Annotated in this window: 20 protein-coding genes, 1 tRNA gene and 2 pseudogenes; 12 read left to right on the forward strand and 11 right to left on the reverse strand. The window is 70.4% G+C overall.

Features of this window, described 5'->3' with window-relative positions; genetic code table 11:
* Positions 1 to 56 precede the first annotated feature (56 nt).
* Positions 57 to 1,040 carry a hypothetical protein gene (locus tag OG446_RS16990; RefSeq protein WP_328894846.1) on the reverse strand — a complete coding sequence of 328 codons (984 nt, stop codon included), beginning with the start codon at positions 1,038 to 1,040 and terminating at the stop codon, positions 57 to 59.
* Positions 1,041 to 1,508: 468 nt separating this feature from the next.
* Here OG446_RS16990 and OG446_RS16995 point away from each other — a divergent pair, with 468 nt between their 5' ends.
* Positions 1,509 to 2,183, forward strand: a complete 675-nt coding sequence (locus OG446_RS16995) for a Crp/Fnr family transcriptional regulator (protein WP_123460131.1) — start codon at positions 1,509 to 1,511, stop codon at positions 2,181 to 2,183.
* Positions 2,184 to 2,340: 157 nt separating this feature from the next.
* Here the strand turns inward: OG446_RS16995 and OG446_RS17000 are convergent, their stop codons facing one another.
* The 4 genes from OG446_RS17000 to OG446_RS17015 form a co-directional block, all read right to left on the reverse strand.
* A complete protein-coding gene (locus OG446_RS17000; RefSeq protein WP_328894847.1) occupies positions 2,341 to 3,171 on the reverse strand; it encodes an MBL fold metallo-hydrolase in 831 nt (276 codons plus the stop codon).
* A complete protein-coding gene (locus tag OG446_RS17005; RefSeq protein WP_328894848.1) occupies positions 3,168 to 4,052 on the reverse strand; it encodes an NUDIX hydrolase in 885 nt (294 codons plus the stop codon). The genes OG446_RS17000 and OG446_RS17005 overlap by 4 nt, the downstream gene beginning before the upstream one ends.
* A 147-nt stretch (positions 4,053 to 4,199) precedes the next feature.
* Positions 4,200 to 4,670 (reverse strand): RidA family protein, encoded by a 471-nt coding sequence (locus OG446_RS17010; protein WP_219573178.1) that lies wholly within the window; start codon positions 4,668 to 4,670, stop codon positions 4,200 to 4,202.
* Complete coding sequence (locus OG446_RS17015; RefSeq protein ID WP_003967454.1) at positions 4,670 to 4,828, reverse strand: DUF4177 domain-containing protein; 159 nt, start codon at positions 4,826 to 4,828, stop codon at positions 4,670 to 4,672. The genes OG446_RS17010 and OG446_RS17015 overlap by 1 nt, the downstream gene beginning before the upstream one ends.
* An 82-nt stretch (positions 4,829 to 4,910) precedes the next feature.
* Here OG446_RS17015 and OG446_RS17020 point away from each other — a divergent pair, with 82 nt between their 5' ends.
* Together OG446_RS17020 and OG446_RS17025 are read left to right on the forward strand one after the other, a co-directional pair.
* Positions 4,911 to 5,900: an ArsA family ATPase gene (locus OG446_RS17020; RefSeq protein ID WP_328894849.1), complete on the forward strand. Its 990-nt coding sequence runs from the start codon at positions 4,911 to 4,913 to the stop codon at positions 5,898 to 5,900.
* Positions 5,897 to 7,399 carry an ArsA family ATPase gene (locus tag OG446_RS17025; protein ID WP_328894850.1) on the forward strand — a complete coding sequence of 501 codons (1,503 nt, stop codon included), beginning with the start codon at positions 5,897 to 5,899 and terminating at the stop codon, positions 7,397 to 7,399. Before OG446_RS17020 ends, OG446_RS17025 begins: the two co-directional genes overlap by 4 nt.
* Positions 7,400 to 7,429: 30 nt before the next feature.
* Here the strand turns inward: OG446_RS17025 and OG446_RS17030 are convergent, their stop codons facing one another.
* Positions 7,430 to 7,780 carry a WhiB family transcriptional regulator gene (locus OG446_RS17030; RefSeq protein WP_018551136.1) on the reverse strand — a complete coding sequence of 117 codons (351 nt, stop codon included), beginning with the start codon at positions 7,778 to 7,780 and terminating at the stop codon, positions 7,430 to 7,432.
* Between the two features lie 398 nt (positions 7,781 to 8,178).
* Here OG446_RS17030 and OG446_RS17035 point away from each other — a divergent pair, with 398 nt between their 5' ends.
* Entirely contained in the window at positions 8,179 to 10,428 is a 2,250-nt protein-coding gene (locus tag OG446_RS17035) for a transglycosylase domain-containing protein (RefSeq protein ID WP_328894851.1), read from the forward strand.
* A gap of 146 nt (positions 10,429 to 10,574) precedes the next feature.
* Here the strand turns inward: OG446_RS17035 and OG446_RS17040 are convergent, their stop codons facing one another.
* Positions 10,575 to 11,039, reverse strand: a complete 465-nt coding sequence (locus OG446_RS17040; protein ID WP_219573607.1) for a GatB/YqeY domain-containing protein — start codon at positions 11,037 to 11,039, stop codon at positions 10,575 to 10,577.
* 79 nt (positions 11,040 to 11,118) lie between these two features.
* Here OG446_RS17040 and OG446_RS17045 point away from each other — a divergent pair, with 79 nt between their 5' ends.
* Positions 11,119 to 12,060: a metallophosphoesterase gene (locus OG446_RS17045; RefSeq protein ID WP_328894852.1), complete on the forward strand. Its 942-nt coding sequence runs from the start codon at positions 11,119 to 11,121 to the stop codon at positions 12,058 to 12,060.
* A gap of 117 nt (positions 12,061 to 12,177) precedes the next feature.
* Positions 12,178 to 12,251, forward strand: a tRNA-Pro gene (locus OG446_RS17050).
* Positions 12,252 to 12,317: 66 nt separating this feature from the next.
* Here the strand turns inward: OG446_RS17050 and OG446_RS17055 are convergent.
* A pseudogene (locus OG446_RS17055) lies at positions 12,318 to 12,659 on the reverse strand (tyrosine-type recombinase/integrase); the annotation flags it as partial.
* A gap of 261 nt (positions 12,660 to 12,920) precedes the next feature.
* On the opposite strand from OG446_RS17055, the pseudogene OG446_RS17060 reads away from it, so the two are divergent.
* Positions 12,921 to 13,865, forward strand: a pseudogene (locus OG446_RS17060) (ROK family protein); the annotation flags it as partial.
* A 315-nt stretch (positions 13,866 to 14,180) separates the two neighbouring features.
* Here OG446_RS17060 and OG446_RS17065 read toward each other — a convergent pair.
* Both OG446_RS17065 and OG446_RS17070 read right to left on the reverse strand, forming a co-directional pair.
* Positions 14,181 to 15,212, reverse strand: coding sequence for a LacI family DNA-binding transcriptional regulator (locus OG446_RS17065; RefSeq protein WP_328894853.1), 1,032 nt, complete (start codon positions 15,210 to 15,212; stop codon positions 14,181 to 14,183).
* Entirely contained in the window at positions 15,209 to 17,617 is a 2,409-nt protein-coding gene (locus OG446_RS17070; protein WP_328894854.1) for a glycoside hydrolase family 2 protein, read from the reverse strand. The genes OG446_RS17065 and OG446_RS17070 overlap by 4 nt, the downstream gene beginning before the upstream one ends.
* Before the next feature lie 268 nt (positions 17,618 to 17,885).
* On the opposite strand from OG446_RS17070, the gene OG446_RS17075 reads away from it, so the two are divergent.
* From OG446_RS17075 to OG446_RS17090, 4 genes are all read left to right on the forward strand, one after another.
* Positions 17,886 to 19,205 carry an ABC transporter substrate-binding protein gene (locus OG446_RS17075; RefSeq protein WP_328894855.1) on the forward strand — a complete coding sequence of 440 codons (1,320 nt, stop codon included), beginning with the start codon at positions 17,886 to 17,888 and terminating at the stop codon, positions 19,203 to 19,205.
* Between the two features lie 83 nt (positions 19,206 to 19,288).
* Positions 19,289 to 20,257 carry a carbohydrate ABC transporter permease gene (locus OG446_RS17080; protein ID WP_328894856.1) on the forward strand — a complete coding sequence of 323 codons (969 nt, stop codon included), beginning with the start codon at positions 19,289 to 19,291 and terminating at the stop codon, positions 20,255 to 20,257.
* On the forward strand, positions 20,254 to 21,114 hold the full coding sequence (locus OG446_RS17085; RefSeq protein ID WP_328894857.1) for a carbohydrate ABC transporter permease: 861 nt from the start codon (positions 20,254 to 20,256) through the stop codon (positions 21,112 to 21,114). Before OG446_RS17080 ends, OG446_RS17085 begins: the two co-directional genes overlap by 4 nt.
* A 138-nt stretch (positions 21,115 to 21,252) precedes the next feature.
* Complete coding sequence (locus OG446_RS17090) at positions 21,253 to 21,879, forward strand: precorrin-8X methylmutase (protein ID WP_328894858.1); 627 nt, start codon at positions 21,253 to 21,255, stop codon at positions 21,877 to 21,879.
* A gap of 12 nt (positions 21,880 to 21,891) precedes the next feature.
* Here the strand turns inward: OG446_RS17090 and OG446_RS17095 are convergent, their stop codons facing one another.
* Positions 21,892 to 22,647: a cobalt-precorrin-6A reductase gene (locus OG446_RS17095; RefSeq protein WP_328894859.1), complete on the reverse strand. Its 756-nt coding sequence runs from the start codon at positions 22,645 to 22,647 to the stop codon at positions 21,892 to 21,894.
* Between the two features lie 11 nt (positions 22,648 to 22,658).
* On the opposite strand from OG446_RS17095, the gene OG446_RS17100 reads away from it, so the two are divergent.
* Entirely contained in the window at positions 22,659 to 23,801 is a 1,143-nt protein-coding gene (locus OG446_RS17100; RefSeq protein WP_328894860.1) for a cobalt-precorrin-5B (C(1))-methyltransferase, read from the forward strand.
* Positions 23,802 to 23,903: the final 102 nt, after the last annotated feature.

Here is a 23,903-nt window from a genome sequence, read left to right on the forward strand (position 1 = left end):
AAGGGGCGAAGCCCCGGGGCCGGTTCTCCTCAGGCGCGGATCGGGCGGTGGGTGCTTCAGTGCTGGTGATCCCCGTCGTGCTCCGCGGATGCCGAGGCAGCCGCCGAAGCCGTGGGGGAAGCCTCCGCCGGGCTGTCGGCGGCGGTGACCGTGAAGGCCGCGGTACGGACCACGCCACCGTGCCGGAAGTCCAGGAAGAGGCGGTAGGCGCCCCGGCTCGGCGCGGTGGTGGTGAAGGTGATGTCCGGGCCGGGCGCGGTGCCGTCGCCGGGCTCTCCGTCGGGGTGGACGTGCAGATAGGCCAGGTCACCGGCTCGCAGGGCGACCAGGTGGCCGTACGCGCCGAGGTAGGGCTGGAGATCGGTGACGGGCCTGCCGTCCTTGGCCACGGCGAGGCCGATCCGCGTGGAGCGGCCCGGGACGAGGTCGCCGGTCAGGGTGACCTGGTAGCCGTCGACGGTGACGGTGCGCCCTGTCCTGGCCGGCGGTACGGGCCGTAGATCGCCGGCGGCATGCAGATCGGCGCCGAGGGTGAGGCCCTGCGAGGCGCCGGCCGGGGTGAAGTCGGCGAAGACGCGGTACTCGCCGGCGGCGGGCAGGGCGGCGGAGGTCCGCCAGGTCCCGTCGGCGGCGCGGGTGGGGTGCAGGTGCTGGAAGGTGGAGAGGTCGCGCGGGGCGACGATGAGGTGCAACTCCTTGCCGTGCGCGGTCCGGTAGGCGGTGACGGGCTCGCCGTCCGCACCGAGGATCCGGAAGCGCAGGTCGGCGGGGGCACCGGCGGTGACGTAGGGGTCGCCGAGGCTGAGCGTGTAGCCGCCTTCGGAGATCTGCAGGCCCCCGGGCAGCGGGCCGGCGCCGTCCGGGGCTCCGTCGCCGTCCGTGGAGGCCGGATCCGAAGGCGCGGCGGAGGCATGCCCCGCGTGGGTGGCGGTGGCCGGCTTCGCAGATGGGCCGCCGGTGGCGTGACCGATGCCGTACGAGGCGCCGAAGACGGTGGCGAGACCGGCGGTGAAGGCGGTGATCTTCCATGCGGTGTTCATGACGGACTCCTCGGCGAATAGGGCGGGCGGGATACCTGCGGGTGCGGGCCCACGTCAGTAGTAGATACCCCCTAGGGGTATGAGGTCAATCCAGATCCCGATACTGGGTGGGGGTATGTGATTCAGGGAGGGCACCCCCGCCCGCACCTCCCGCCCCCGACCCGGAGGACTCGCCTGCCCGCCATTTCGGAGCCCTCTGACGCCCTGTTCGCCCACAGCTGAATCGCGGCCCGCCGACACCCGGTCGGCCCTCTCGGCCTGCACGCTCACCGGCGCTCAAGTCACCCGTCCGGCCCAGCGCTCGGCCCCCGCATCCGCCCCGTCACGGGAGATCCGCCGCCAATCGGCCCCCTGCCGTACGCTCCGGCACCTGCGTGCGTCAAACTGGTTTGTGATTGATCGCACTGTTTTACCGTCCGGCATGATGGGGACCACGGTTCCCTGAACAGGCCGACAAGGAGAGAACTCGTGGACGACGTTCTGCGGCGCGCCCCGCTTTTCGCGGCGCTCGATGACGAGCAGGCCGCGGAGCTCCGCGCCTCGATGAGTGAGGTGACCCTCGCGCGCGGCGACGCGCTGTTCCACGAGGGTGACCCGGGTGACCGCCTCTACGTGGTCACCGAGGGCAAGGTGAAGCTCCACCGCACCTCCCCCGACGGGCGCGAGAACATGCTGGCGGTCCTCGGCCCCGGCGAACTGATCGGTGAGCTGTCGCTCTTCGACCCGGGCCCGCGTACCGCCACCGCGACCGCGCTGACCGAGGTCAAGCTCCTCGGCCTCGGCCACGGCGACCTTCAGCCCTGGCTGAACGTACGCCCCGAGGTGGCCACGGCCCTGCTGCGCGCCGTCGCCCGGCGCCTGCGCAAGACCAACGACCAGATGTCCGACCTGGTCTTCTCCGACGTGCCGGGCCGGGTCGCCCGCGCCCTCCTCGACCTGTCGCGCCGCTTCGGCGTCCAGTCGGAGGAAGGCATCCACGTCGTGCACGACCTGACGCAGGAGGAGCTGGCCCAGCTGGTCGGCGCATCCCGCGAGACGGTCAACAAGGCCCTCGCCGACTTCGCCGGCCGCGGCTGGCTGCGGCTGGAGGCCCGTGCGGTGATCCTGCTGGACGTGGAGCGGCTGGCCAAGCGGTCCCGCTGACCCGTTTCCGTACGCAACGCCCGAGGGGCCCCGCCGACACCGGCGGGGCCCCTCGCGTACGTCACAGGCCGGGGCCCCTCGCGTCCGTCACAGGCCGGGGCCCGTACGGATCCGTACGAGGCAGCGCCCGCCCGGGATCCGTACGGCCGGCGGCCCGTCAGATCAGTCCGTGCTCCCGCAGATACTCCAGCTGCGCCCGCACCGACAGCTCCGCCGCGGGCCACAGGGACCGGTCCACGTCCGCGTACACGTGTGCCACCACCTGGGACGACGTCAGATACCCGGCCTCCACGGCCGTCTCCACCTGGGCCAGGCGGTGTGCGCGGTGTGCCAGGTAGAACTCGACCGCGCCCTGCGCGTCGTCCAGCACCGGGCCGTGGCCGGGCAGCACCGTGTGCACCCCGTCGTCGACCGTCAGCGAACGCAGCCTCCGCAGCGAGTCGAGGTAGTCCCCGAGCCGCCCGTCCGGGTGCGCCACCAGCGTCGTCCCGCGCCCGAGGATCGTGTCGCCCGTCAGCACCGCACGGTCGGCGGGCAGATGGAAGGAGAGCGAGTCCGCGGTGTGTCCCGGGGTCGGCACCACGTACATCTCCAGACCACCGATCGTGATCACGTCCCCCGCGCCCAGGCCCTCGTCGCCGAGCCGGAGCTCCGGGTCCAGCGCCCGCACCTTCGTCCGGGTCAGCTCGGCGAACCGGGCCGCCCCCTCCGCATGGTCGGGGTGCCCGTGGGTGAGGAGCGTGAGCGCGATCCGCCGGCCCGCGCGCTCGGCCGTGTCGATGACCGCCCGCAGATGGGCGTCGTCCAGCGGGCCCGGGTCGATGACCACCGCGAGGTCCGAGTCGGGCTCGGCGACGATCCAGGTGTTGGTGCCGTCCAGCGTCATGGCCGACGCGTTCGGCGCGAGGACGTTGACCGCACGGGTCGTTGCGGGACCGGACAGCACCCCGCCGCGCGGCTGTCCGGGCAGCGCTGCCGCGTCACTCATGCGGAACCACCGCCCGCCGGGATGTGCTTGGTGAACTCCTCGTGCCCCGGCCAGCTCAGCACCAGCTCTCCGCCCTCCAGGCGGGCCTGTGCGAGCACGGGGGCGAGATCCTGGCCCGATGCCGCCTCCAGCGCCTGCGCGGCGGTGGCGTACGGCCTGAGCGCACGCAGCGTGGAAACCGTCGGCGGCATCATCAGCAGCTCACCCCGGTCGTATCCGTCGGCCGCCTCGGCCGGACCGATCCACACCGTGCGGTCGGCCTCCGTCGAGGCGTTGCGGGTGCGCTGGCCGGCCGGGAGCGCGGCGACGAAGAACCAGGTGTCGTAGCGGCGCGGTTCGAACTCCGGAGTGATCCAGCGCGCCCAGGCACCGAGCAGGTCGGAGCGCAGCACCAGCCCGCGCCGGTCGAGGAACTCGGCGAACGACAGCTCCCGCGCGACCAGCGCCTCGCGATCGGCCTCCCAGTCCGCACCGGTGGTGTCCGTGACGACCGTGCCCGCGGTCGGACCTGCGAGCAGGACGCCCGCCTCCTCGTACGTCTCGCGGACCGCGGCGCACACGATCGCCTGGGCCTCGGCCGGCGTACCGACTCCGAGCCGCTTCGCCCAGTCCTCCAGCGCGGGTCCGGCCCAGCCGACGAGCCGGTCGTCGTCGCGCGGGTCGACCCCGCCACCCGGATAGGCGTACGCACCTCCGGCAAAGGCCATCGAGGTGCGGCGGCGCAGCATGTGGACCGTGGGCCCGTCCCCGGTACCCGCGGCGGAGTCCCGGAGCAGCATCACGGTGGCGGCCCGCCTGGGGGCCGCCGCCGTCAGTTCGCCTGCGGCGAGGGCCCGGATCCGGTCGGGCCATTCCGGTGGGTACCACTGACCATTGGACATGGCCGGAGGCTATCCGGAACCGTGCCGATGTTCGAGGGGCGCGGTGATCCGTACATGCCCCGTACACAGATGATCCCGCCCGGTCGTCACGACCGGACGGGATCCCGTGGAATCGGGGCGACGCCCCGGCAGCGGTACGGCTTCGGCTCAGGCTCCGGTCAGCTCGACCTGGACCTCGACCTCGACCGGCGCGTCCAGCGGCAGCACGGCCACGCCGACGGCGCTGCGGGCGTGCACGCCCTTGTCACCGAGCACCGCGCCGAGCAGTTCGCTCGCACCGTTGATCACGGCGGGCTGGCCGGTGAAGTCCGTGGCCGAGGCGACGAACCCGACGACCTTCACCACACGGGCGATCCGGTCCAGGTCGCCCGCGACCGATTTCACGGCGGCCAGCGCGTTGAGCGCGCAGGTCTTCGCCAGTTCCTTCGCCTCGTCGGGCGTGACTTCCGCGCCGACCTTGCCGGTGACGGCGAGCTTGCCGTCCACCATCGGCAGCTGGCCCGATGTGTACACGTACACCCCGGACTGCACGGCGGGCTGGTACGAGGCGAGCGGCGGTACGACGTCCGGCAGCGCCAGCCCGAGTTCGGCGAGCTTCGCCTCGACGGCGCCCGCCATCAGGCCTTCTCCCGCTTGAGGTAGGCCACGAGCTGCTCGGGGTTGTTCGGGCCGGGAACGACCTGGACCAGCTCCCAGCCGTCCTCGCCCCAGGTGTCCAGAATCTGCTTGGTCGCGTGCACGAGAAGGGGCACGGTCGCGTATTCCCACTTGGTCATGGCCCGACTGTAATGCCTGGCCGGTCCACGGGACGCCCGGCCTCGTGCGTAGCCTGCGGCGCGACTGGTTAGGCTCGAATACGTGAGCAGGTTCCAGGTCGTCAGCGGCAAGGGCGGTACCGGTAAGACCACGGTCGCCGCCGCCCTCGCGCTCGCCCTCGCGACCGAGGGCAGGCGCACCCTCCTCGTCGAGGTCGAGGGCAGACAGGGCATCGCCCAGCTCTTCGAGGCGGACTCCCTCCCCTACGAGGAGCGCAAGATCGCCGTCGCACCGGGCGGCGGCGAGGTGTACGCACTGGCGATCGATGCCGAGCGCGCCCTCCTCGACTACCTCCAGATGTTCTACAAGCTCGGCAGCGCGGGCCGGGCGTTGAAGAAGCTCGGCGCGATCGACTTCGCCACCACCATCGCGCCGGGTGTCCGGGACGTCCTGCTGACGGGCAAGGCGTGCGAGGCGGTGCGCCGCAAGGACAAGCGGAACCGGTTCGTCTACGACTACGTGATCATGGACGCCCCGCCGACCGGCCGGATCACCCGCTTCCTCAACGTGAACGACGAGGTGGCGGGGCTGGCCCGGATCGGCCCGATACACAATCAGGCGCAGGCCGTGATGAGGGTGCTGAAGTCCCCCGAGACGGCGGTGCACCTGGTGACCCTCCTGGAGGAGATGCCGGTCCAGGAGACCGCCGACGGCATCACGGAACTGCGCGCCGCCGAACTTCCGGTGGGCCGGGTCATCGTGAACATGGTGCGCCCGCACCTGCTGGACGAGGACGCGCTGCGCACCGCCGCGGGCGGCCGTCGCAAGGAGATCGCCAAGACCCTCACCCGGGCGGGCGTGACCGGCTCCGCAGGACTCGTACGGCCCCTGGTCGCGCAGGCGGCCGAGCACGCCCAGCGGGTGGAGCTGGAGCGTGAGCAGCGCGCCGTACTGACGGGGCTGGGGCTGCCGATGTACGAACTCCCGCTGATCGGCGAGGGCGTGGACCCGGCCGGGCTGTACGAACTGGCGGAGGAACTGCGCAAGCAGGGCGTGGGCGACGGGGCGGCCGGACAAGGGGTGGGTTCATGACATCGGACACGGGCACGGGCCCGGACACGGAGGCGCGTACCGACGCGGGCACCGGCACCGGCACGAACGCCGACGCGGGCACCGACACCGGCACGAACGCCGACGCGGGCACCGGCACCGGCACGACCGCCGGCACGGCCCCGGCCCCCTCCCTGGACACCGACGCCCTGCTCGACGACCCGGGCATCCGGATCGTCGTGTGCTGCGGCTCGGGCGGCGTCGGCAAGACGACGACCGCGGCGGCCCTCGGCGTACGGGCGGCCGAGCGCGGCCGCAAGGTCGTCGTCCTCACCATCGACCCGGCGCGCCGGCTGGCCCAGTCCATAGGCATCGACTCGCTGGACAACGTCCCACGCCGGGTGACGGGCGTCGGGACCGAGGGCGCCGGCGAGCTGCACGCCATGATGCTCGACATGAAGCGGACCTTCGACGAGATCGTCGAGGCGCACGCGGACGGGGAGCGGGCCCGGGCGATCCTGGAGAACCCCTTCTACCAGTCCCTGTCGGCCGGTTTCGCCGGTACGCAGGAGTACATGGCGATGGAGAAGCTCGGTCAGCTCCGGGCGCGCGACGAGTGGGACCTGATCGTCGTCGACACTCCGCCGTCACGGTCCGCCCTGGATTTCCTGGACGCGCCGAAGCGGCTGGGCTCGTTCCTGGACGGCAAGTTCATCAAGTTGCTGATGGCCCCGGCCAAGATGGGCGGCCGGGCCGGAATGAAGTTTCTCAACGTGGGCATGTCGATGATGACGGGAACGCTGGGCAAGCTGCTCGGTGGCCAGTTCCTGCGGGACGTGCAGACCTTCGTCGCCGCGATGGACACCATGTTCGGCGGATTCCGGACCCGTGCCGATGCCACGTACAAGCTCCTCCAGGCACCGGGCACGGCGTTCCTCGTCGTCGCGACACCCGAGCGGGACGCGCTCCGCGAGGCCGCGTACTTCGTGGAGCGGCTGGCCGCGGAGGACATGCCGCTGGCCGGTCTGGTGCTCAACCGGGTCCACGGCAGTGACGCCGCCCGGCTCTCCGCTGAGCGCGCGCTGGCCGCCGCAGAAAATCTTGATGCCGACGGCATTGTGGATCAGGGGGCCGGGAAGGCTGGACTTCGTGAGCCCGCCGAATCCCCCGCGGCCGGTTCCGCAACGACCCCGGACACCGCAGGAGCCGCCACCCCCGAACCGTCCGAGCACGCCTCGGAGCATGACCCCGCCGACATCCCGGACGCCGAAGCGGACACCCGTACCGACGCCGCACCGAACACAGCTACCGCTGACGCCGTGACCGTCGAACAGCTGACGGCCGGTCTGCTGCGCCTGCATGCCGAACGGATGCAGGTGGTCGCGCGCGAACAGCACACACGCGACCGCTTCACCGCGCTGCATCCCGAGGTGGCCGTGACCGCGGTGGCCGCGCTGCCCGGAGATGTCCATGACCTCGCAGGGCTGCGAGCCATCGGGGACCGGCTCGCGACCGGTTCCGCCTCGGCCGGAGCTGCGTAGTCTCCCCGTCGTCCGTCCTGCCGCCCGGGGCTACCCCACGGCGGCGAACGTCTCGTGCAGTTCGTCGTCCTCCAGCCCGATCGCCACGGGCAGGATGCCCGTGGACCGCTCGTACTCGCTGCGCGCGGTCTCCAGCAACCGGCGCCAGGACGTGACCGTCGGGCGCCGGCGCAGCAGTGCGCGGCGCTCCCGCTCGGTCATTCCGCCCCACACGCCGAACTCGACGCGATTGTCGAGCGCATCGGCAAGGCACTCGGTCCGCACCGGGCATCCGGTGCACACCGCCTTGGCCCTGTTCTGCGCTGCCCCTTGTACGAACAGTTCATCCGGATCGGTAGTGCGGCAGGCTGCCTGCGCACTCCAGTCGGTTACCCAGCCCATCCCGGCGCCGTCCTCTCCCGAATCGAGGCTCCCCCACGGCGGTAGCGGCATATTCACCGCTGCCAGTTGAGGACGTTACGGAAGGTGGCGACAGCACAACACCCCCTTCGGGCCCAATCTTGAATGGCCCGAACGGACTATGCGTATGCGGCAGATCACCCAGGGGAGTGAGGCGAGGACATGCAGGACTATCCCGGCAGAATCGGGACAGACCACCTGAGTCATAACGGACGGTCGATGACACACGAGGCGATTTCGGGAGCGCCTGAACTCGTGGCCGGGTCATGCACAGGGTCATGCAGGGGGGTTGATACCAAACCGGACTGCTGTGACAGTTGAGAGCAGCTTAGGCCAAGGCATATACGTGTGTCCGGCGAATGAGAACGTAGGCTGCCCCCATGCCAAAGAAGCGCTCGGGCGGGGGTCTCACGACGACCCAGCAGGCCGCCAAGTTCCTCGGTGTCGCCGCACTCTCCGGAGTGGTCCTGGCGGGCATCGCGCTGCCGGCCGCCGGAGCACTGGGTCTCGCCGCCAAGGGAACGGTCGACGGATTCGACGAGATCCCGGCCAATCTGAAGACTCCGCCGCTGAGCCAGCGCACCACGATCCTGGACAACCAGGGCGGCCAGATCGCCACGGTGTACTCGCGGGACCGCACCGTCGTGCCGCTGACGAAGATCTCCCCGTACATGCAGAAAGCGATCATCGCGATCGAGGACGCCCGCTTCTACGAGCACGGCGCGGTCGACCTCAAGGGCATCCTGCGTGCGATGAACCGCAACGTACAGGCGGGCGGGACCGCGCAGGGCGCGTCGACCCTCACCCAGCAGTACGTGAAGAACGTCTTCGTCGAGGAGGCGGGCGACGACCCGACCAAGGTCGCCCAGGCCACCCAGCAGACGCTGGGCCGCAAGGTCCAGGAGCTGAAGTACGCGATCCAGGTCGAGGAAGAGCTCGGCAAGAAGAAGATCCTGGAGAACTACCTCAACATCACGTTCTTCGGACAGCAGGCGTACGGCGTCGAGGCGGCCTCCCAGCGGTACTTCTCCAAGTCGGCGAAGGACCTCAAGCTGGAGGAGGCGGCGATGCTGGCCGGCATCGTGCAGTCGCCCAGCCGCTACGACCCCGTCAACGACAAGGAAGAGGCGACCAAGCGTCGCAACACCGTCATCCAGCGGATGGCCGACGTCAAGGACATCTCGCAGGAGGAAGCGGACAAGGCCAAGGCCACGCCGATCAAGCTGAAGGTGAAGCGGCCGAAGAACGGCTGCATCACCGCGGTCAGCGGGTCCGGCTTCTTCTGTGACTACGTACGCCAGGTCGTCACGAGCGACCCGGCCTTCGGCAAGACCGCGAAGGACCGCGCCAAGCTCTGGGCGACCGGCGGACTCACCATCAAGACGACCCTGAACCCGCGCTCCCAGGCCGCCTCCAACGAGGCGGCGACCTCACGGGTCAACGAGACCGACAAGGTCGCGGCCTCGGTCGTCCAGGTCCAGCCCGGCACCGGCCAGATCCTGGCGATGGCGCAGTCCCGCCCGTACGGACTGGACGCGTCCAAGCACCAGACCGTGCTGAACCTCTCCGTCGACCACAAGATGGGCGGCAGCTACGCCGGCTTCCAGGTCGGATCGACCTTCAAGCCGATCACGGCGGCGGCCGCACTGGAGAAGGGCATCAGCCCGGCCCAGAGCTTCACCACCCCGCACGAGATCTCCCTGCCCGGCGAGAGCTTCCGCACCTGCGACAACCAGCCCGCGGACGACAAGCCGTGGGAGGTGGGGAACGAGCTCGAGACGGAGAAGGGCATGTTCGACATGACCAGCGCGCTGGGCAAGTCGATCAACACCTACTTCGCGAAGCTGGAGCAGAAGACCGGCCTCTGCGAGACGCTCGCGATGGCGAAGAAGGTCGGCTACAACCGCGGCGACAACAAGCCGCTGTGGCAGGTCGCCAACACCACGCTCGGCGGCCAGGAGTCGACGCCACTGGCGATGGCCTCGGTCTACGCGACGTTCGCCAACCGGGGCACGTACTGCTCCCCGATCGCGGTCCTCTCGGTGACCAAGCCGGACGGCAAGCAGATCGACGTACCGAAGTCGACCTGCGACCGGGCCATGAGCGAGCACACGGCCGACACCATCAACCAGATGCTCAAGGGCGTCGTCGCGGACGGCACCGGGCAGTCGGCCGGTCTCAGTGACCGTGACAACGCGGGCAAGACCGGTACGACCGACGAGCGCATCAACGCCTGGTTCGTCGGCTACACGCCGAACCTGTCCACGGCGGTGTGGGTCGGCAGCGACGGCGCCCGCCAGATCCCGATGAGCAACATCACCATCGGCGGCCAGTACTACGAGGACGTCTGCGGTGGCTGTCTGCCCGGCCCGATCTGGAAGACGGCGATGACCGGCTCCCTCGACGCCTCCGAGACCCCGGCCTTCAACCCGGTCGACGTACCGCGGGCGAAGGTGAAGGAGGACAAGGACAAGAAGGAGAAGAAGAAGCCGGGCGAGGGCGAGGGCGACGACAAGCCCGGCGACGACAGCCCCTTCCCCGGCATCAGCATCTCGCCGGACCTGATCGGTGGCAACGATGGCAACGGCAACGGCCGCGGCCAGAACGACGGCGGGACGAACGGCCCCTGATCCCGGCCCGTTCCGCGTGCGTACGTCGGACATGAACACGTACGCCGGACATGAAGGTGGGGCGCTCCCGGTCCGGGAGCGCCCCACCTTCATGTCCGCTGTCTGCCGGGCCTCTCGGCCCTTTCGGCCCTTTCGGCCCGCGAGGCTCAGCCCGCGAGGAGCTTCTTCACCGTGGCGGCCACCCGGCCGCCCTCGGCGCGCCCCGCCACCTTCGGGTTCACGATCTTCATCACGGCGCCCATCGCGCGCGGCCCCTCGGCCCCGGCGGCCTTCGCCTCGTCGACGGCGGACGCCACGATCGCGGTCAGCTCGTCGTCGCTCAGCTGCTGCGGAAGGTAGGCGTCGAGCAGCTCGCCCTCCCTCTTCTCCCGCTCGGCCTGCTCGGTCCGGCCGCCCTTGGCGAAGGCCTCGGCCGCCTCGCGGCGCTTCTTGGCCTCCTTGGCGATCACCTTCTGCACCTCGTCGTCGGAGAGTTCGCGGGCCGTCTTGCCGCCGACCTCCTCCTTGGTGATCGCGGTGAGGGTCAGCCGGAGCGTGGACGAGGTCAGCTCGTCGCGCGCCTTCATGGCCGTGGTGAGGTCTTCCTTGAGCTTGGACTTGAGCGTGGTCATGGGGTGATTGTGGCAGGTGCGGGGTGCCCACCGCCCGCCGGTTTTCCCGTGGACACGCACCGTCTGCGACGATGGGCGCATGCGCGCACGCTACGGAGTACCCCTGAAAATCACGGCGGTCACCGCCGCGGCCGGCGCCGCCGGTCTCGCCTACGCGGCCGGATTCGAGGCCCGCTCGTTCCGTCTGCGAAGGGTCACCGTCCCGGTACTCCCGCACGGGGCACGCCCGTTGCGCGTCCTGCAGGTCTCCGACGTCCACATGGTCTGCGGCCAGCGCAAGAAGCGCGCCTGGCTGCAGTCGCTGGCCGGGCTGCGCCCGGACTTCGTCGTGAACACCGGCGACAACCTCTCCGACCCGGAGGCCGTACCGGAACTGCTCGACGCGCTGGGCCCGCTGATGGAGTTCCCGGGTGTGTACGTGTTCGGGTCCAACGACTACTACGGCCCCAAGCTCCGCAACCCCGCCCGCTACCTCTTCGAGAAGGCCGCGGGCAAGCACGGCCTCAACGGGAACGCCCCGGCCGTCGGCGTCGTCCACAACCCGTGGGAACCGATGCGCGACGCCTTCGACGACGCGGGCTGGCTGAACCTGTCCAACACCCGCGGACGCCTGAAGCTGGACGGCCTGGAACTGGCCTTCACTGGCCTAGACGACCCGCACATCAAGCGCGACCGCTACGCGGAAGTCTCGGGCGGCCCCGAGACCGGCGCCGACCTCTCCATCGGCGTGGTCCACGCCCCCTACCTGCGCTCACTCGACGCCTTCACCGCGGACGGCTACCCGCTGATCCTGGCCGGCCACACCCACGGCGGCCAGCTCTGCATCCCCTTCTACGGAGCCCTGGTCACCAACTGCGACCTGGACACGGACCGGGTGAAGGGCCTCTCCAGCCACACGGCCAACGGCCACCGCGCCTACCTCCACGTCTCGGCGGGCTGCGGCACCAACCGCTACACCCCGGTCCGCTTCGCCTGTCCACCGGAGGCGACCCTGCTGACCCTCACGGCGCGAGACGTGTGACCGAGGGTGCCCGGCCACTGACCCATCGGCGCCCGCGCGATCGGCACAAAAAGCGGATTTCGTCTCCGGCCGCCGGTGGGCTAAAGTAATCGATGTCGCCGGGAGACCGGCGGCGATCGGGGTGTAGCGCAGCTTGGCAGCGCGCTTCGTTCGGGACGAAGAGGTCGTGGGTTCAAATCCCGCCACCCCGACAGCCAAAACAGCAGGTGAGGCACCTACGGATTTTCGTAGGTGCCTCACCTGTTTTGGGTGCGTGTCTATCTGCGTGACCACCCTTCCGGGCCCCGCTTGAAGATGCCGTACATGACCACCGCACCGGTCTGGATCACGGGCCGGATCTGCTTCCGGTAGACCTCCTCGGTCACGGCCGTGCCCGAGTGGCCGACGAGGCGAGAGATCTCCTCCAAAGGGACACCCCGGTCGGAGAGCAGGATACGAAGCCGTGCCGGAGCTCCCGGGGCGTCCAGTCGTCGGCGTCAATCCCCTCGACCGCCTTGAGTACCACCCGGGTTGGCCGCATCGAGAGGCTTGCCGACTGCCGGGGCGAAGACCAATCCGTGTTCCTCCCAGTCGTCGCCCGCGGCAAGCCGCTCCCAGCCGAGTGAGGCGGGCCTCCTCGACGATGGTGTCGTCGGCGAGGCGTTGTTCGGCGGCGTGGCGTCCAAGGGATCAGGAGACGCTCCCACAGCCGTAAGTGCGCAGGGGCGAACGGCCTTCAGCTGCCTCAGCATGCCGTCACTCCGGGTATTTTACTAAACTTTGACCTAAACTAAACACGTTTACTAGACAACGTTGTCAGGACCCGTCAGAGTGTCATCGGAGCGAAGGAAACCCGCTTCCTTCACGAAAGGTGTGGTGACGTGACGGTGTACGGAGCACTGGACATCGGCGGCACGAAGATCGCCGGAGCGCTCGTGGACGAGGCGGGCACCCTGCTCGTACGCGCGCAGAGGCCTACCCCCGCACAGCGGTCCGCCGACGAGCTCATGGCCGCGGTGACATCGGTACTCGACGAACTGGCCCTCCACCCGATGTGGGACGAGCTGACCTGCCTCGGCATCGCCAGCGCGGGTCCGGTCGACACCGCCGCGGGCACGGTCAGCCCGGTCAACATTCCCGCGTGGCGGCGCTTCCCGCTGACCGAGCGGGTGGCGGCGCACCCGCGACTGCCCGCGGGGCTGCGGCCCGTACTGGTCGGGGACGCGGTGGCCATGACCGCCGCGGAGCACTGGCTGGGCGCGGCGCGCGGGTTCGCGAACGCGCTGTGCATGGTGGTGTCCACCGGGGTCGGGGGCGGCCTGATCCTCGACGGCCGGCTGCACACCGGCAGGACGGGGAACGCGGGTCACATCGGGCACATCACCGTCGATCTGGACGGTTCGCTGTGCCCGTGCGGTGCTCCCGGCTGCGTCGAGGGGTTCGCCAGCGGCACGGCCATCGCCGCGCACGCACAGTCGGCCGGATGGACCGCGCCGGCCGGGGTGGCCCCGACCGCGGCAGCGGTGGCGGACGCGGCGCGGGCGGGGAACCCGCACGCACGGCGGGCCTATGAACGGGCGGCCCAGGCGCTCGCGGCCGCCATCGCGGCGACAGCGGCTCTCGTGGAGCTCGACCTCGTGGTGATCGGCGGAGGCGTGGCGCAGGCCGGCGACACACTCTTCGCTCCCCTGCGCCGGCACATGGCCGACTACGCCGTCCTCGACTTCACCCGCGGTCTGCCCGTGGTGCCGGCGCTCCTGGCCCTGGACGCCGGACTGATAGGCGCGGCTGCCGTTGCCTCCGCACAAGCGGGCGCCGCGTCCGCACAGGACGCCGTCGCCTCCGCACAAGCGGGCGCCGCGTCCGCACAGGACGCCGTCGCCTCCGCACAAGCGGGCGTCGCCTCCGCACAGGACACCGTCGCCTCCGCACAACCGGGCATCGCCTCCGCACAGGACACCGTCGCCTCCGCGCAGGCCGGCGTTCCCGCCCTCGCCTCGGGGCTGCACCCGTAAGCCGGCCGGCCCTCCCCGCACCGGCGGGCACATCGGAAGGCAGAGCAGAAGAACCGCGTCAGAAAACGCTGCGGCCTCTCCACCCGGACGACGGGTGGAGAGGCCGCAGCGCTCGCGAACGCGCGCTCAGTTCCGGGCGGGTGCCTGTGCGGTGGAGCCACGCGGTGTGAGGGACGGGGTCGGCACCTGTACGGAACCGGTGTGCTCACCCTCTATGACGGCGAACAGGGTACGGGCCACCTGGGCCCCGAAGTTGTGCACGTCGTGGCTCATGGCCGACAGCGTGGGATGCGTGATCCGGCACAGCTGCGAGTCGTCCCAGGCCAGCAGCGACACGTCGTCGGGGACCACGAAGCCCATCTCCGCGGCGACCCCCGCTCCCGCGACGGCCATGATGTCGTTGTCGTAGACGATGGCCGTCGGCCGGCCGGCCGACATCAGGAGGGAGCGGGTGGCCCTGGCCCCCTCGCTCCCGTCGAAGCCGGTCGCGATCTGGCGGCCCTCCTCAAGACCCAACTCCCGCATCGTGGAGGCGAAGGCCGTGGCCCGGATGGCGCTGTGGCCGAGCCCGACCGGGCCGCCGACGCGGGCGATGCGCCGGTGGCCGAGCGCCGCCAGATAGCGGACGGCCTCGGCCGCGGCCGTGGCGTCGTCGGTCCACACCGCGGGGAACGAGCCGGTGAGGGACGGATGACCGACGGCCACCGCCGGCAGCCCGATGGACTGCAGCGACGGGACCCTCGGATCGTCCTCGTGGAAGTCGACCAGGATGGCGCCGGCGATGGTCTGGCTGCGCCACCAGGACTTGTACTGCTCGGTCTCCTCGTCGAGGTCCCGCACCAGCCTCAGGAGCAGGGAGTACGACCGTTCGGCGAGGACGCTCTCGATGCCGGAGATGAAGTCCATGTAGAACGGTTCGAGGCCGAGCAGCCGGGCGGGCCGGCACAGGGCCAGGCCGATGATGTCGACCTTCTGGCTGGAGAGGCTGCGCGCGGTGAGGTTCGGCGCCCAGCCCAGCTCCTTCGCAGCGTCGAAGATCCGCCGGCGGGTGACGTCCGAGACGCCCGGCTTCTGGTTGAACGCCAGCGAGACGGCACCTTTGGACACGCCGGCGCGGGCGGCGACGTCCTTGATGGTCACACGTGCGGGAGTGTTCACCTGGCGTCCGCGCAGAAGAGGGCCGCCCGCGCCCTCTTCGCGTCCACGGAACCGCAGCCGGTCACACGGAACCGGGCCTGCTCGCCGGGCAGCAGCGTCCGCAGGCCCTGATCGGCCGCGGCGTGCGGGTCGAGGCGGTCGGCCTGGAGGAGGAGGTCTCTCAGCAGAGTGTGCGCGCTTACCACGACGTCGACTGTAGCGCTCTTGCCCTCCACTGCCTCCACGGTGACGTCGTACTCCGGCCGCGGGTAGGCGAAATCCTTGTCCGCTACGGGGAAGTGGAGTGCGCGCAGGCCGTCGGCGTCGGCGACGAGGAACTCCTTGGCCGACTGTTCGGCGGGGATCAGCTCCGCCGGGACGGGGAGCCGGAGGACCGAGCGGGGGCCGACCGTCACCTCGTGGACGCCGCGGTGCACGGTGGTGCCGTCGGCTTCCAGGCGTCGCAGGGTCACCGCGGTCCTCCACTCGGTGGCGGACTGGTTGATCACGGCCAGGACCGGGCCGCCGCCACCGCCGTCGCCCGGCTGCAGGGTCAGCAGCCGGTCCGCGTACACCCGGCGCAGCTCGTGGTAGAGCGGCTTGAGCCTGCCGTCGCCGTCGATGGCCGCCCACGAGCTCACCGGCCAGCAGTCGTTCAGCTGCCAGACGACCGTGCCGGCGCAGACGGGCCAGTGGGAGCGCCAGTGCTCGATTCCCGCGGCCACGGCACGGGCCTGAACCACCTGGGTGAGGTAGTGCCAGCGGTCGAAGTCGTTCTCGGGCAGCTCGAAGTGCCGTGCCACGCCCCGGTCGAGCTTGCCGTTGCCGTCCTCCGCCTTCTGGTGGTGCAGCATGCCCGGGGAGTCGGGGGCCAGTTCCTCGCCGGGCAGGGCCCGCCGCAGCGTGGCCATGGCCGGGGGTGCCTGCCAGCCGAACTCCGCCACGAACCGGGGCACGTTGGCCCGGTACTCGGCGTAGTCCTGGCGGTTCCACACCTCCCACGAGTGGTAGGTGCCGTGCGCGGGGTCGTTGGGGTGGTGGTCCCAGGAACCGGACCACGGGCTGCCCGCGGCGTAGGGGCGGGTGGGGTCGAGCTCCGCGACGATCCGCGGCAGCAGGCCGAGGTAGTAGCCCTCGCCCCAGGAGTCGCCGGCCAGCTCGGGCTCCCACTCCCAGTCGCGGAAGCCCCAGAGGTTCTCGTTGTTGCCGTTCCAGAGGACCAGGCTGGGGTGCGGCATCAACCGGACAACGTTGTCACGCGCCTCGGCCTCGACCTCACCGCGCAACGGCTGCTCCTCGGGGTAGGCGGAGCAGGCGAAGAGGAAGTCCTGCCAGACCATGAGCCCGAGTTCGTCGCAGGCGCCGTAGAAGGCGTCGTCCTCGTAGATGCCGCCGCCCCAGACCCTGACGAGGTCGATGTTCGCGTCGGCGGCCTGCTGGAGCCGGGTGCGGTAGCGCTCGGGGGTGATCCGCGAGGGGAAGGCGTCGTCGGGGATCCAGTTGACGCCACGGGCGAAGATCCGCACCCCGTTGACCACCAGCGTGAACCCGGAGCCGTGCTCGTCGGCCGAGCGGTCGAGCTCCACGGTACGGAAGCCGATCCGGCGCTCCCAGGTGTCAAGTACCCCCGTCTCGTCGCGGAGTTCGACGTCCAGCCGGTAGAGGGGCTGCTCGCCGTAGCCGCGGGGCCACCACAGCCGGGGGTCCTCGACGTCCAGCCGCAGGACGGCCTCGTCCCCCTCGAAGGCGACTTCGACGCGCACCCCGTCCACCGTCGCGGCGGCCACCAGGCCACGTTCCCGGCCGCCCTCGGTCCGCTCCACCAGGACCCGCACCTCGACCCGGCCGGTGCCGTCCTCGACGGTCACGAGGGGCCGCGCCGAGGCGATGCGCGCGGTGGACCAGTGCTCCAGCCCGACCGGCCGCCAGATACCGGCGGTCACCAGCGTGGGCCCCCAGTCCCAGCCGAAGTTGCACGCCATCTTGCGGATGTACTGCGAGGGCTCCGGGTAGACGTTGGGCCGCTTCCCGGTCAGCGCGCGGACGGACTCGGCCTCGTCGTACGCGGAGGCGAAGTCGACCTCCAGCACACCGTTGGCGCCGGTGACGTCGAAGCGGTAGCCCCGGTGCATGTTGCGGGTGCTGCCCAGCTTCCGGCCGTCCAGGGTGATCGTCGCGGCGGTGTCCAGGCCGTCGAAGACCAGGTCCGTGCGTTCGTGGCCGCTGTCGGGGGCGAGGTCCGTGACGTACGTCCAGGAGCGCCTGCCCACCCAGGCCACCTCGGTCTCGTTGAGGCCGAGGTAGGGGTCAGGGATGACCCCGGCGGCGTACAGGTCGGTGTGCACACAGCCGGGGACCTGAGCGGGGAGCGGCGTCTCGTCGTGGCGCAGGGTCCAGCCGTCGGTGAGCGGGGTGACGTCCTTCATGGGTGCGGCTCCAATCGCCTGACTCAGGCCGGTAGATGTACGACGCCGATAAACTATCCCGCCCAACGCAGCCTGTCTATAAACCGGTCTAGTACTCAATCCGTAATCTTGCGCACACACAGTGCGGGATATACGGGGCGGAATCGACCCCCCGGTAACGATTGAGCATCACGATCGAAATTTGAGCTTTACCGGTTCACTACCTGGCTGCCATAGTGCCGCTATCCCACCGCAGACCTTGAGCCGCCATCTTGAAGGAGTTGGGCACATGGGCAAGACCAAGACCCTCGCCGGTGCGTTGCTGGCCGTCGCCACGCTGACCGCGACGGGCTGCAGTGGCGGAGGAACGGCCTCCACGGAGACCGCGTCGGCACCCACGGACGCGAGCAAGGTGTCCGGCACCATCACCGTCCTCACCCAGCGCACCGACCTCGTCAAGAGCGGCGCGATGGACGACTACGCGGAGCGGTTCCGGAAGATCTACCCCGAGGTCAAGGTGAAGTTCGAGGGCCTCACGGACTACGAGGGCGAGGCCCGGATCCGTATGAACACCAAGCACTACGGTGACGTCCTCATGATCCCGGGCGCCGTGGCGAAGAACGACTACCCGCGGTTCTTCGCCCCCCTGGGCACCACCGAGGAGCTGAGCAAGAAGTACCGCTTCAGCGACAAGACGGCGGTCGGCGGCAAGGTCTACGGCGTCGCGCAGTTCGGCACGGCCAACGGCTTCGTCTACAACAAGGCCGTGTGGAAGAAGGCCGGCGTCACCGCGTGGCCGAAGACCTCCGAGGAGTTCATCGCCGCACTCGGTGCGATCAAGGACAAGACCGGCGCCGTCCCCTACTACACCAACTTCGGCGACGGCTGGCCGCTGGTGCAGTGGACCAGCAACATCGGCTCGGTCACCTGCGACAAGGACGCCAGCAACAAGCTCGCCGGGGCGGTCTCGCCCTGGAAGGCCGGCAGCGAGCTCAACGTGACCGACTCGCTGCTCCACGACATCGTCAAGGGCGGCCTGTCCGAGAAGGACCCCAACACCACCAACTGGGAGGAGTCCAAGAACCTCGTCGCCAAGGGCAAGATCGGCTCGATGATGCTCGGCTCCTGGTCGATCACTCAGATGCAGGCGGCGGCCGAAGCGGCGGGCGGCAAGAAGGACGACATCGGCTTCATGCCCTTCCCGGCCCAGAAGGACGGCAAGTTCTGCGCCACCCTGGTCTCCGACTACCAGCAGGCCGTCAACATCAACTCCGAGCACAAGGAAGCCGCCCGGGCGTGGATCGACTGGTTCACGGAGAAGTCCGGCTACTCCGCCAAGGAGGGTGCCGTCCCGACGGTGAAGTCCGCAGCCATGCCGGACACCCTCAAGGACTTCGTTGACAACGATGTCACCTTCACGGAACGGTCCGAATCGGACACCGCGAAGGTCAACGACATCGACAAGGCCTCCGAGATCGGGCTCAACACCCCCGACTACCGCCAGAAGCTGATCGACATCGCCCGCGGCGCGGAGGACGGCAACCTCAAGGACTACTTCGCCGGCCTCGACAAGCGGTGGGACGAGGCCGCGAAGACCGCCGGTTCCTGACAACGGCGGTGGTCGGCCCCGGCCGCTCGGCAGCGGCCGGGGCCGACAGCCTGACGCGCAAGCGGAAGAGAGAAGGCCCTGACATGACCGAAACCACCGACCTGGCCCCGGTGAAACCGCCGCGCGCCACGGCCCGCCGCGAAGCGCCGGGCAGCCGGCGACGCCCGCCGGGACGAGCATCGCGCGGGCGGCTGCTGCGCCGCCTGACCCCGTGGATGTTCCTCGTCGTCCCGCTCGCCCTGCTGATCACGTTCACGTACGTGCCCGTGGCCAACATGGTCTATTACAGCTTCACCGACTGGGACGGCATCAGCCCGGAGCGCAACTTCACGGGCACCGACAACTACGTCCAGATCTTCACCCGGCCCGAGCTCTTCCGGGTGTTCTTCGTCAGCTTCTACTACCTCGCCGCATCCGTCGTGCAGATCTCGATCGCGCTCTTCTTCGCGACCGTACTCAGCTTCGACCTCAGGTTCCGCAACCTGTTCAAGGGAATCCTCTTCTTCCCCTACCTGGTCAACGGCGTGGCCATCGGCTTCATCTTCCTGTACTTCTTCAAGGACGGCGGAACCCTCGACTCCGTACTGTCCTGGGTCGGTATGGACTCCGACCACGCCTGGCTCGGCGATCCCTCGTCCGCGAACACCTCGCTGGCCGGCGTCTCCATCTGGCGCTACACCGGTCTGAACTTCGTGCTGTTCCTCGGAGCGATCCAGTCCATTCCCGGCGAGCTCTACGAGGCCGCCCAGCTCGACGGTGCGACCCGGTGGCAGCAGTTCCGGCACATCATCGCCCCGAGCATCCGGCCCGTACTGAGCCTCAGCATCATCCTGGCGATCTCGGGGTCGCTCTCGGTCTTCGAGATCCCGTGGATCATGACCGGCGGCTCGACCGGCACCTCGACGTTCGTCATCCAGACCGTCAAGCTCGCATTCCAGTTCAACAAGACCGGGCTGGCCTCGGCCGCCGCGGTGGTGCTGTTGCTGATCATCCTGCTGATCACCTGGATCCAGCGCCGTCTCGTGCCCGATGAGAAGGTGGATCTCGTATGAGCACGGCCCGACAGACCGCAGCAGCTGCCCGGACACGCGGCCTCATCGGCCGGACGTTCGTCTACCTGACCCTGGTGCTCGCCTCCCTGGTCATCCTGATCCCGCTGGCCGTGGTCTTCCTGACCTCGCTGAAGACCTCGGACGAGATGGCCGACAGCGGACCGCTGTCGCTCCCCTCGGACTGGTTCAACTTCGCCAACTACGCGACCGCGTTCAGCGACGGCAAGATGATCACCGCGTTCGGCAACACCGCGTTCATCCTGCTGTTCTCCATCACCGGCACGGTGATCATCGGCTCCATGACGGCGTACGCCATCGACCGCTTCCACTTCCCGGCCAGGAAGCTTGTCATGGGGCTGTTCCTGATCGCGACCCTGGTGCCGGCGGTGACCACGCAGGTGGCCACGTTCCAGGTGGTGAACAGCTTCGGGCTGTTCGACACTCGGTGGGCGCCGATCCTGCTGTACATGGGGACCGACATCGTCTCCATCTACATCTTCCTGCAGTTCATCCGGGGCATCCCGGTCTCGCTGGACGAAGCGGCCCGCCTGGACGGCGCCAACTCGTTCACCGTCTACCGGAAGGTCATCTTCCCCCTGCTCAAGCCGGCCATCGCCACGGTGGTCATCATCAAGGGGATCACCGTCTACAACGACTTCTACATCCCCTTCCTCTACATGCCGTCGGAGGACCTGGGCACCGTCTCCACCGCCCTCTTCCGGTTCAAGGGGCCCTTCGGAGCGCACTGGGAGAACATCTCGGCGGGGGCGATCCTCGTCATCCTCCCCACGCTGCTCATCTTCCTGTTCCTCCAGCGCTACATCTACAACGGCTTCGCCCAGGGCGCGACCAAGTAGATCCGGCGGCCCGCCACCGCGCCGCGGACGGCAGTGCGGGGGCCGCCGGCCCAGTGGATAGCCTCGGTCGGGCCCGTACGGCCGCCCCGCGTCCGCGCGGGGCCGAGAAGGCAGCCACGCGAAGAGAGCGACAGCACTGTGCACCAGTACGAGAAGGACGGACCGGCCATCTATCGCCAGTCCTTCGCCACCATCCGGGCCGAGGCCGATCTGACGGGGCTGCCGGCCGATGTGAGCCAGGTCGCGGTCCGGATGATCCACGCCTGCGGCATGGTCGACCTGGTCCGCGATCTCGCCTTCACCCCGGACGTGGTGAGCCGCGCCCGTACGGCGCTGCGGGCCGGTGCGCCGATCCTGTGCGACGTGGCGATGGTGGCCAGCGGCATCACCCGGCGGCGGCTGCCCGCGGACAACGAGGTGGTGTGCACCCTGTCCGATCCGGCCGTTCCCGGTCTCGCGGCGGAGCTCGGCACGACCCGCAGTGCCGCCGCGCTGGAGCTGTGGCGGGACCGGCTGGACGGGGCCGTCGTCGCCGTCGGGAACGCGCCCACCGCGCTGTTCCGGCTGCTCGAACTGATCGAGGAGGGGGCGCCGCGGCCCGCCGCCGTCATCGGCGTGCCGGTCGGCTTCGTCGGCGCCGCCGAGTCCAAGGACGCCCTGGCCGCGCACCCGTCGGGCCTCGCCCACCTGATCGTGCGGGGCCGGCGGGGCGGCAGTGCGATGGCGGCCTCGGCGGTCAACGCCCTGGCCTCCGAGGAGGAGTGAGCCGGCGGCCGGTCAGTCCGGGTGGCCGAGCTGTGCGCGCAGCCAGCTGACGGCCTCCTCCGGCGTGCCGGCCACCGCCACGCCTTCCGGTACCGGTGGCCGGCGCACCACGACCACCGGGATCCGGGCCTCGCGGGCCGCGGCGAGTTTGGGGGCGGTGGCGGCGCCTCCGCTGTCCTTGGTGACGAGGACGTCGATGCGGTGGCGGCGGATCAGCTCGCGCTCGCCGTCGAGGGTGAACGGCCCCCGGTCCCGCAGCGTCTCCATGCGGGCCGGGTACGGCGGTTCGGGGGCGTCCACCGACCGCGACAGGAACCACAGGCCGTCCAGCCCGGCGAAGGCCGCCAGGCCGAGGCGCCCCGTCGTCAGGAACACGCGCCGGCCGAGGGCCGGGAGCACCGCCGCGGCCTCCTCCAGGGAGTCGGCCGGGTGCCAGTCGTCGCCCGGACCGGGCACCCAGCCGGGGCGGCGCAGAGCGAGGAGAGGAACATGGGCGGCAGCGGCACCGGCGGCCGCGTGGAAACTGATCGTCCCGGCGAAAGGATGGGTGGCGTCGATGAGCGCATCCACCCGGTGCGTACGCAGCCATGCGGCCAGGCCCCCGGCTCCGCCGAAGCCCCCGATGCGCACCTCCCCGGGCGGCAGCCTCGGTCCGGCCACGCGGCCGGCCAGCGAACTGGTCACCCCGGCCCCTTCGGGCAGCTGCGCCACCAGCAGCCCGGCCAGCCGGCGGGCCTCCGTCGTGCCGCCGAGTACGAGCACGTGCATAGGATCCCTCCATGGGTGAGGCGTCGGGCGGGCGCGGCAAGGATGAGGCGTCGGGCGGGCGCAGCGCCCAACTCAAGCACACGGGTCTGCGGCCCGGCTGGACCACCGGCGCCTGTGCGACCGCGGCCACCACGGCCGCGTACACGGCCCTGCTGACCGGCGACTTCCCCGACCCGGTGACCGTCACCCTGCCCGGCGGGCAGACCCCCGCCTTCGCGCTCGCGGTCGAGGAGTTGCACGACGGGCAGGCCACGGTCGGCATCGTCAAGGACGCGGGCGACGACCCCGATGTCACGCACGGGGCTCTCGTCCGGGCCACCGTGCGGCTGTTGCCGCCCGGCTCGGGTGTGGTGTTCCGGGCCGGTCCGGGCGTGGGCACGGTGACGCTGCCCGGCCTGCCGCTCGATGTCGGCGAGCCCGCGGTCAACCCCGTTCCGCGCCGGATGATGCGTGAGCACGTGGCGCGGGTCGCGGCCGCGCACGGGGGCGCGGGCGATGTGGAGATCACGCTCTCCGTGGACGACGGCGAGGAGATCGCCCGCTCCACCTGGAATCCGCGCCTGGGCATCCTGGGCGGGCTCTCAATCCTCGGCACGACGGGTGTGGTGGTGCCGTACTCCTGCTCGGCGTGGATCGACTCGATCCGGCGCGGTGTGGACGTGGCGCTGGCCGACGGGCAGACCCATGTGGCGGGCTGCACGGGTTCCACGTCGGAGAAGGCCGTGGTGGCCGAGTACGGGCTGCCGGAGATCGCCCTGCTGGACATGGGTGACTTCGCGGGCGCGGTACTCAAGTACGTACGCCGTCATCCGGTGGAGCGGCTCACCGTCTGCGGAGGGTTCGCCAAGCTCTCCAAGCTCGCCGCCGGCCATCTGGACCTGCACTCCGCACGCTCCCAGGTGGATCCGTCGTTCCTCGCCGCACTGGCCCGGCGGGGCGGGGCGGACGAGGTGCTGGCCGCCGAGGTGGCCGCGGCCAACACCGGGCTCGCGGCGCTCCGTTCCTGCCTGGCCCGCGGGATCCCGCTCGGGGACCTGGTGGCCTCGGCGGCGCGGGACGAGGCGCTGACGGTGCTGCGGGGCGCGCCGGTCGCCGTCGACGTCATCTGCATCGACCGGGCGGGCGCGGTGGTCGGGCGCAGCACGGTGCGCTGAGGCACCGCCGGGCGTCCGGCTCGGCACGGTGCGGCGTTCGGGCGTCGTCCTTCCCCTCCTCGCTTCTCCTCGAATCTGCTCTCAGGACACTCCGCCGCTACC

It is taken from the genome of Streptomyces sp. NBC_00236, assembly GCF_036195045.1.
Classification (GTDB): domain Bacteria; phylum Actinomycetota; class Actinomycetes; order Streptomycetales; family Streptomycetaceae; genus Streptomyces.